Genomic DNA, 6,333 nt, shown 5'->3' with positions numbered 1-6,333 from the left:
GACCCCCCCGGCCGTCAGCGACTCTGCCACGCACGGCCGCAAGCGGCCGGTCGCTCGCTCGCTCCGCTCCCTCGCTCGGTGGGCTGGGATGAGCTTCGCCGTGATCTGCGTGGCCCCCTAAAGGGGGCTGGCTGGTTTTGACCCCCCCGGCCGTCAGCGACTCTGCCACGCACGGCCGCAAGCGGCCGGTCGCTCGCTCGCTCCGCTCCTTCGCTCGGTGGGCTGGGGTGAGCTTCGCCGTGATCTGCGTGGCCCCCTAAAGGGGGCTGGCTGGTTTTGACCCCCCCGGCCGTCAGCGACTCTGCCACGCACGGCCGCAAGCGGCCGGTCGCTCGCTCGCTCCGCTCCCTCGCTCGGTGGGCTGGGATGAGCTTCGCCGTGATCTGCGTGGCCCCCTAAAGGGGGCTCTAACGCAGTTTCCTGTGTCTGTGGGACGTGCGACGGGCGGAGAAATCTAGGATCGCGTGTCCGAAGTCGGTTCCGGGTTTGTCTGACAGCGGGGACCGGGCGGGCCGTCGTGATGCAACCGGTGGCTCCGTTGCAAGACCTCGGTCGGATGGCGCCCAGCGGTTCGGAGCGGGGTCACCCGCCGCAAAGAGCAGAGCGCAAAAAGGCTACAGGAGGTCCGAGTTCGGGGTATCGCCGTACGAAAAGCACCTTCGACGCCCTGCCGACCGACCTGGAGAGAGTGCACCAAGAGCCTTCTGCACCCCAGATGGAGAGGCGACGCCCCGTACTCGGACCTCCTGTGGCCCTGCGCGGACCCCAGCGGCCACGACACAGCCTCATCAACAACTCCGAGGTGCCCACCGGCCACGCGGTGCTCGAGCAGCGATCCGTTTGGAGTCAGGCCGTGAATTCAACCGGGTCGCCGGGCTAGCACTGGCCCATCCAAGCAGCGACCCGACCGTCGCGGACCGCGGCCATGAACGGCCGATCTGCGGCCAGATGGCGCCCAGCGCTTCGGAGCGGGGTCACCCGCCGCAAAGAGCAGAGCGCAAAAAGGCTACAGGAGGTCCGAGTTCGGGGTATCGCCGTACGAAAAGCACCTTCGACGCCCTGCCGACCGACCTGGCGGGAGTGCACCAAGAGCCTTCTGCACCCCAGATGGAGAGGCGACGCCCCGTACTCGGACCTCCTGTGGCCCTGCGCGGACCCCAGCGGCCACGACACAGCCTCATCAACAACCCCGAGGTGCCCACCGGCCACGCGGCGCTCGAGCAGCGATCCGTTTGGAGTCAGGCCGTGAATTCAACCGGGTCGCCGGGCTAGCACTGGCCCATCCAAGCAGCGACCCGACCGTCGCGGACCGCGGCCATGAACGGCCGATCTGCGGCGAGGAATTCGTCGAGAGGCAGCTCGTCGAGCTCGAAGGCCACGACCTCCACGCCCGGCTCGGGCTCGATCCGCTCACGCCAGCGCTGGCCAGACCAGGCCCGGGCGTCGACGCGCAGCACGATCAGGATGACCTCGGGACCCGGCGAGGGGTAGACGTGGTGGAGCACGTCCGCGACCGATCCGATCGTCAGCTCCGTGGCCTGCGGCCCCCACTCTTCGCCGAGCTCGCGGGCCAGAGCCGCGCGCGGCCCCTCGCCCCGCTCGAGCTTGCCACCGGGCAGCTCGAGCGCCCCAGCCCCGTGCCTCGCCGTCTTCGAGCGCCGCTGGACGAGCAGCTGCGACCCCAGCCACACGAGCCCGGCCGCGACGACCAGGCGAGGCCCGCGCCCGATCGCGGGCCCCCGCTCCTCGGGCTCAGCCTGCGTGCCCGCGTGCTCGGGCCCGGGGCCCGGTCCAGATCCCGTCATCGGGCGATGTTGCCGGAGCCTGGACGCGGTGCAAGCGAGGGCCTATCCTCGCGCTCGACCCATGCGTCTGTACGCCAGCAAAATCCCGGCGATCGTCGACTCCGTCACGACCGCGCTCGTCGACTCCGGGGACGTCGAGACCGACAACCGCGAAGAATTTCAAAATGACGTGGAGTCGGTCCTGCGCGAGTACCTGCGGACCAACCGCGACATCACCGAGCGCTCGAAGGACATCCTCGAGCAGCGCGGCCTGCCCTACTCGGAGCTCTACCGCATCCGGCGTCAGCAAGCCGAGCAAGCCGACTTCGGCATCGGTGACGATTCGGTCAACTGGATCGCCACCCAGATGGTCGAGCTGTTCATGCGCTCGCAGTACGTCGACGAGATCTACGTCGACGACCCCACCTTGCGGCGCAAGATCAAGGACATCCTGCGCAAGCACATGCAGCACGACGAAGATCTCGACCGTGAGGTCCGCAAGCACCTCAAGCATCTTCAAGACGGCACCGACAGCTTCGAGATCGAGTATCAGAAGCAGCTCGACATGGTGAAGCGCAAGCACGGTCTGACCTGATGGCTCACGTCGTCGTCTACCTCCAGCGAACCACCCGGGGGCTCCACCCCGGCAGCGCCGTGGCCTTGTGCGTCGCCCGCGAGGTCGCCGACACCCGCGGCGCCTCGGTCTTGAGCCTGTGCCTCGGCGACGCTGGCGCCTTCGACGACCGCCTGATCGTCGAGGCCAGCCGCAGCGGCGCCGACCAGATCGTGTTCCTGGGCCCCGAGGGCATCCAGAAGCTGTTCCGCCGGCTCTCCCCTCGGCACGTGTTCGCCCCCTACACCCGCGAGGCCGGCTCGGTCCTGGCCCAGGCCGGCATCGGCCCGATGGTCGGGCGCTGGTTCGACGGCCCGCCCGCCGATCCGACCAAGCTCGAGTCGGTGATCGGGACCGTGGCGGGGGCCCTGCCCTGGAAGCCGCGCCCGCTGATGATCGAGCCCGAGTACGAGGCCGACGTGACCCAGGTCGTGCTCCCGGATTGGTTGGTCGAGGCAGCCGAGCAAGCCGTCGACCTCACGACCACGGCCGAGCAGCCGCCGCTCCTGTACCTCGACACCGATCTCGACGCCGCGACCAAGACCGCGCTCGAGGGCATCGGCGCCTACGCGGTCACCAGCGAGGACTACGGCAACTACGACGAGGGGACCTTGCTGTGGTTCGACGCGTCGGGCGATGGGCTGCCGCTGACTTTGGTCGAGCGCAGCCCGGGCCTGCGCGTGATCCTGCTGACCGGCGAGCGCGAGATCAGCGGAGCGCTCGACCCCAGCTGGGGCATGGCCGACTTCGTGCTCCCCGGCCACTGGGCAGACGTCGTCCGCGAGTTCAGCGGAACGACCTGGAAGACCGCGTTCGCCTGAGGGCGGGCACCATGACAGCGAGGCAGCAACGCAAACGCTCGAGCACAGGCCCGCTGGCGGCGCTGCTCGGGCTGAGCGAAGGCTGCGAGCAGGTCGTCGTCGCGGCCCGAACGGTGGCCGAAGATGAGCGTCGCTGGGGGGGCATCGCGGGCCGGGTCGTCGACGACGCCAAGCTCGGCCGCGCGGTCCGAGAGCTCGGCGATCGAGTCGAGGTCGTGGCCGCGCGGACCCTCGACGCGAGCTTGGTCCGGGCCCTGCGCGATCGACTCCCGCCGCTGCTCGTGCTGGTCGACGCGGTCGAGGCCGAGCTCTTGGCCGAGCTCGACAACCTCGCGCAGCGCCAACACACGGCGATCCTCGGCCCGGGCGCGGCGCTGCGGGTCGGGCCGAGCGAGGACGCGGGCGCGGCCACGCCGATCGCGTGCGCGGCTCAGGTCGACGAGCTCGCGCGGCTGTGCGAGGTGCTCGGACCCACGCGCCTGGCCCTGGCGCCGACGCCCGGGTGGCTGCCAGCTTGGCTCGGTGGTCCGATGCTCCTCGCCCACGACACCATCGGCTATGTCCCGGCGGGCGCGCTGGGGCTCGACTGGCTCGACTGGATCGCCAGCCTCGGCCCGCGTGAGCGTCGACAGCTGCTGATCCCGCTCGGGGTCCCCCGCGTCGAGCTCGAGCCCCACGACCCCGCGCTCGAGGCGGCGACCGTGGCTCACACGCTCGAGCGCCTGACCGGGCCGACCTACCCCGCCCCGCGGGTGCTGGCGCTGCTGCGCGCGAGCCTCGAGGCCGAGCTCGACGAGCATCATCCAGCGCCGCCGCCCGAGCCCGGCGCCGTCGCGCTGTGGGACCAGGCCCGGCGCGCGCTGCCGCGGCTCGGCGAGCTCATCGGCATGCAGGAGCCCGACCCCGCGCTCTCGCTGCAGGTGCCGACGGCCGCGTTCTTGGCCCAGGGGGCGCTGCTGCGAATGCGGACCAGCGCCGCGCTCCTGGCCAGCGCGTTCGAGGCTCCAGATCATCCCGAGCCCGAGCTGCTCGAGCGCGCCGACGTCGTCCTCGAGGGCGCGGCCGAGGTTCTGTCGGATCAGGAGAGCAAGGTCGTGCTGCGCGGCCACGGGATCGAGGTCACGCGCCAGGCCTTCGCCAACTCGGCCAGCGGCGCGGCGACCTTCGCCGACAAGATCGGCTACCCCGTCGTGCTCAAGGCCCTCAGCCCCGAGCTTCGGCGCAAGCGCGAGCTCGGGGCCGTCGAGCTCGACGTGAGCAACGCGGCCGCGGCCAAGCGCGCGTTCGCCAACATCGTCAACAACGTCGAAGAGCGCGCGCCGACGGTCCAGCTCGACGGCGTCGTCGTCGCCGAGATGATCGAGCCTGGCCTCGATCTTCACTGCGGCGGGCTGCGCCTGCGCAGCGGCGGCGTGGCGGTGTTCGTGCGCGCGCTCGTCGACGCGCCGGTCGAGCCCATCCTCGCGTCCTCACCGCTGTCACCGAGCGACGCGCTGCTGCTCGCGGAGGCCGGGCTGTGCGCGGTCCCGCTGCCTGCCCGTCGACGCGCGAGCGATCCCGACGTCAGCGTGCTCGCGCAGCTGCTCTTGCGTATCGACGGCCTGTTTCGCCACACGGGTGAGCGCCTGCTGAGCGTCGACCTGAGCCCGGTCCGTCTCGTCGACTCGGATCGCCAGTACGTGACCCTCGACGCCCGCATCGTCCAGCGCCCCCACCTCGAAGGCCGCTAGGCCTGAATCATTCAGCTTTTTCAGTTCAGCGCTCGATTGAGGGCTAGCTGTTTTTGACCGCTGTCAGCGACTACCATGGCGGGCCATGGTCGAGCGCCGAACCATCCCGCGCAGCGTCGAGCAGGCCCGCGCCTGCATGCTCGAGGTCGAGATCCCCACGGCGATCATGGCCGTGCTCGAGGCCCTCGACCGGGCCGGCTTTCACGGCGTCGTCGTCGGCGGGGCGGTCCGCGACGCGCTGCTCGGGGCGGTCGGCGTCGACTGGGACGTGGCCAGCAACGCGACCCCGGACGAGGTCGTCGAGCTGTTCCCGCGCACGATCCCGACCGGTATCGAGCACGGCACGGTCACGGTCCTGTCGGGCCGGGGCGACGAGCGCTACGCCGTCGAGCTCACGACCTTTCGCGGCGAGGGGGCCTACCACGACGGCCGCCACCCGAGCGAGGTCCGGTTCCTGCGCGAGCTCGAGCAAGATCTCGCGCGCCGCGACCTGACGATCAACGCCTTCGCCTGGGACCCGGTCAACGCGGTGTTCACCGACGCCTTCGGTGGGCTCGAGGATCTGTGCGCGGGCTTGATCCGGGCCGTCGGCGACCCGGCCAGGCGCTTCGCCGAGGACGGCCTTCGAACCATGCGAGCGGTCCGCTTCGCCGCGACCATGGGCTTCGCGCTGGCCCCAGGCACCGAGGCCGCGATCACCGGCGCCCTCGAGGTCTTCAACAAGGTCAGCCGCGAGCGCGTCCACGTCGAGCTGCTCAAGCTGCTCGGCGCGGCCCGGCCTTCGCTCGGCCTCACCCCGATGGCGACGACCGGGCTGTGGGACCGCGTGCTCGCGCCGCTCGAACAACCCGCTCGAGACGAGGCGATCGAAGCGTGTGACCGCTTGCCGCCGCGCCCCTCCCTGCGCCTGGCTCGCCTCCTGTGGCCGATCCGACACGATCGTGAGCAGGTCGCCGCGGTCGTCGACGCCCTGCGTCCAAGCCGGCAAGAACGCGCCACCGTGCTCCGCCTGACCGCGATCGCCGTCGACGAGCTCGCGGCCGCGCTCGAGCTCGAGCCGAGCCTGCGCCCGCCCGCGATCCGGCGGGTCGTCGCCGATCTCGAGCGCCCCTACCTCGACGACGCCCGCGCGCTGCTCGAGCTCGACGACGAGGCCGTGGCGCAGATCGACGACGCGCTCGAAGGCGCGGCGCTCACGACCAAGGCCCTGGCAATTCAGGGCCGTGATCTGATCGCGTCCGGAGTCGCCAAGCCGGGGCCGCGCCTCGGTCAATTGCTCGCCGAGCTGCTCGACTGGGTCCTCGAAGATCCAAGCCGGAACCGAGACGACGCCTTAATCGAGCGCGCCCGCGAGCTCGAGCTCGCGGGCGCACCGGTGCCATGAA

Annotated in this window: 5 protein-coding genes; 4 read left to right on the top strand and 1 reads right to left on the bottom strand. The window is 70.9% G+C overall.

Annotated elements, in window-relative coordinates; genetic code table 11:
- Nucleotides 1–1,268: 1,268 nt before the first annotated feature.
- Nucleotides 1,269–1,805 carry an NUDIX domain-containing protein gene (locus tag ENSA5_RS14995; protein WP_106392344.1) on the bottom strand — a complete coding sequence of 179 codons (537 nt, stop codon included), beginning with the start codon at nucleotides 1,803–1,805 and terminating at the stop codon, nucleotides 1,269–1,271.
- Nucleotides 1,806–1,866: 61 nt separating this feature from the next.
- On the opposite strand from ENSA5_RS14995, the gene ENSA5_RS14990 reads away from it, so the two are divergent.
- The 4 genes from ENSA5_RS14990 to ENSA5_RS14975 all read left to right on the top strand — a co-directional run bounded on the left by ENSA5_RS14990 (nucleotide 1,867) and on the right by ENSA5_RS14975 (nucleotide 6,332).
- A complete protein-coding gene (locus tag ENSA5_RS14990; protein ID WP_106392343.1) occupies nucleotides 1,867–2,379 on the top strand; it encodes a DUF507 family protein in 513 nt (170 codons plus the stop codon).
- Nucleotides 2,379–3,218: a hypothetical protein gene (locus ENSA5_RS14985; protein ID WP_106392342.1), complete on the top strand. Its 840-nt coding sequence runs from the start codon at nucleotides 2,379–2,381 to the stop codon at nucleotides 3,216–3,218. Before ENSA5_RS14990 ends, ENSA5_RS14985 begins: the two co-directional genes overlap by 1 nt.
- Nucleotides 3,219–3,229: 11 nt before the next feature.
- Nucleotides 3,230–4,948, top strand: coding sequence for an acetate--CoA ligase family protein (locus tag ENSA5_RS14980; RefSeq protein WP_106392341.1), 1,719 nt, complete (start codon nucleotides 3,230–3,232; stop codon nucleotides 4,946–4,948).
- 85 nt (nucleotides 4,949–5,033) lie between these two features.
- The gene (locus tag ENSA5_RS14975) at nucleotides 5,034–6,332 is read left to right on the top strand and encodes a CCA tRNA nucleotidyltransferase (RefSeq protein ID WP_106392340.1); all 1,299 of its coding nucleotides are present in this window, start codon (nucleotides 5,034–5,036) and stop codon (nucleotides 6,330–6,332) included.
- The last annotated feature ends 1 nt before the right edge of the window (nucleotide 6,333 follow it).

This window comes from Enhygromyxa salina, from assembly GCF_002994615.1.
GTDB lineage: Bacteria > Myxococcota_A > Polyangia > Nannocystales > Nannocystaceae > Plesiocystis > Plesiocystis salina_A.
The sequence above is the reverse complement of the archived record's forward strand: the minus strand, read 5'-3'. Positions and strand labels throughout refer to the sequence as shown.

What these genes read in the sequence shown, in the direction of transcription:
- ENSA5_RS14995 (WP_106392344.1), bottom strand. Translation starts at nt 1,805, where the DNA reads ATGACGGGATCTGGACCGGGCCCCGGGCCCGAGCACGCGGGCACGCAG.
- ENSA5_RS14990 (WP_106392343.1), top strand. Translation starts at nt 1,867, where the DNA reads ATGCGTCTGTACGCCAGCAAAATCCCGGCGATCGTCGACTCCGTCACG.
- ENSA5_RS14985 (WP_106392342.1), top strand. Translation starts at nt 2,379, where the DNA reads ATGGCTCACGTCGTCGTCTACCTCCAGCGAACCACCCGGGGGCTCCAC.
- ENSA5_RS14980 (WP_106392341.1), top strand. Translation starts at nt 3,230, where the DNA reads ATGACAGCGAGGCAGCAACGCAAACGCTCGAGCACAGGCCCGCTGGCG.
- ENSA5_RS14975 (WP_106392340.1), top strand. Translation starts at nt 5,034, where the DNA reads ATGGTCGAGCGCCGAACCATCCCGCGCAGCGTCGAGCAGGCCCGCGCC.